Origin of the sequence: Candidatus Planktophila sp., assembly GCA_030681675.1 — a bacterium.
Taxonomy (GTDB): domain Bacteria; phylum Actinomycetota; class Actinomycetes; order Nanopelagicales; family Nanopelagicaceae; genus Planktophila.
The window spans coordinates 1-2,168 of record JAUXRP010000044.1 but is presented as its reverse complement, the minus strand read 5'-3'; the positions used below and the strand labels follow the sequence as shown (position 1 = coordinate 2,168).

Annotated in this window: 2 rRNA genes; both read left to right on the top strand. The window is 49.3% G+C overall.

The features are described from left to right. Positions 1 to 1,786 (top strand): 23S ribosomal RNA (locus Q8K48_09260); the annotation flags it as partial. A gap of 165 nt (positions 1,787 to 1,951) precedes the next feature. Then, a 5S ribosomal RNA gene (gene rrf / locus Q8K48_09255) occupies positions 1,952 to 2,061 on the top strand. Positions 2,062 to 2,168: the final 107 nt, after the last annotated feature.

The window sequence follows — 2,168 nt, the reverse complement described above, 5'->3', positions numbered from 1 at the left end:
CATGGAAGTAAGAATGTTGGTATTAGTAACCGCAATGCGGGTGAGATCCCCGCACACCGAAAGTCTAAGGTTTCCTGGGCAATGTTGATCAACCCAGGGTCAGTCGGTCCTAAGGCGAGGTCGAAAGACGTAGTCGATGGACACAAGGTTAATATTCCTTGACTATTCAATGTCACGGTATGGGAGGACGCAATCTAGTATATTTCGCATCTTATTGGATTGATGTAGACGCAGTGAGGGTGCTTTCCAGGTAAATCCGGAAGGTATAGCCCAAGCTGCGGCTGGAGGTTTCTCTTCGGAGAGGCCAACGGAATAAAGCAGGTTGTCTAGAAAATTCTCTAAACTTATCATTGAATATCCGTACTAAAACCGACACAGGTAGACTGGGCGAGTAGCCTAAGGTGAACGAGTGATCCTCCGTTAAGGAACTCGGCAAAAAAGCTAGACGTAAGTTCGCAACATGTCTCGCCACCCTGTCAAAGGGGTGGCCGCAGCGAAAGTTTTTCAAGCAACTGTTTACCAAAAACACAGGTCTCTGCAAACCCGTAAGGGGAAGTATAGGGGCTGACGCCTGACCAGTGCTGGAACGTTAACGGGAGCGGTGCAAGCCAATCCCCGAAGCGCCAGTGAACGTCGGCGATAACTATAATCGTCCTAAGGTAGCGAAATTCCTTGTCAGGTAAGTTCTGACCCGCATCAATGGCGTAATGACTTGAAAACTGTCTCAACGGAGAGCTCGGTGAAATTGCAATGACGGTAAAGATGCCGTCGACCTGCAGCAAGACGAAAAGACCCCGTGGAGCTTTACTACAACTTGGCATTGATTTAGAGTTTTGGTTGTCGAGCTTAGGTGGGAGACTATGAAGTCCCGACGCTAGTCGGAATGGAGTCAACAGTGGAATACCACCCTGCTGAAGTTTTAAATCTAACCCTGGGCTGTTATGAGGAACAAAAAACTTATATACAGTGAACCAGCAAATGGCAAACTAAGCATAAGTTGTAAAGAAAGATCCTATCATTCGTAAGAGTGGTCGGATATTATTAGTATTGTCTTTTGCGGTTCACATAAAAATGTATGTATCGTTTTTAGTTATTCATACCAGTCCGGGAACAGTGCCTGGCGGGTAGTTTGACTGGGGCGGTCGCCTCCTAAATTGCAACGGAGGCGTTTACAAAGGTTGGTTAGGTCCGGATGGAAATCGGACTGATAGTGCAAAAGCATAAACCAGCTTTACTGAGAGACCCATCAGTCGATCAGTTACGAAAGTAGAATTTAGTGAACCGACTATCGCTTATAGGAGCGTAGAAGATCATCAGATAAAAGTTACCCCGGGGATAACAGGCTGATCCCTTCCAAGAGTCCATATCGACGAAGGGGTTTGGCACCTCGATGTCGGCTCATCGCATCCTGGGGGTGGAGAAGCTCCCAAGGGTTCGGCTGTTCGCCGATTAAAGCGGTACGTGAGCTGGGTTTAAACCGTCGTGAGACAGGTTGGTCCCTATCTTCTGTGGGCGTACGAAACTTGAGGGAGTTTCTCTTTAGTACGAGAGGATTTGGAGGGACGGACCTCTGGTGTTCCTGTTGTCACGCTAGTGGCAGCGCAGGGTAGCTATGTCCGGTCAGGATAAGCGCTGAAAGCATATAAGCGCGAAGCCCTTCCCAAGATCAGGTTTCGTTGGGCGTAAGCCCTGAAGTCCCCTGGCAGACGACCAGGTTGATAGGCCGGCGATGTACGACCAGCAATGGTCTCAGTTGACCGGTACTAACGGACGAAAGCTTGACCACTTTGATTGTTGTCTCTCGGTGATTGTTGTTTCGACAACACGGCTCCGAGGCAATCATGGTCAGGTCGCAATAAACACTGCGTCTAGCCTTCAGACACAGATATCACTTCACTTTGCCACCATTTGTTATCGCCTTGCGGCATCCTTACCGGTGTCGCAAGGATTTCCCGGTGACCATACGCGTCAGGAAACACACGTTCCCATTCCGAACACGACCGTTAAGCTGACGCGGCCGATGATAGTGCCCACAAGCGCGAAAGTAGGTCATTGCCGGGTCCTTTAAAGAGACGCCCGGAACCGCAAGGTTCCGGGCGTTTTTTATTTGTCCGCTTGCCGATCCGTATCGTCATCCGTGAGGCATTACGTTATAGTTCCAGTGGATC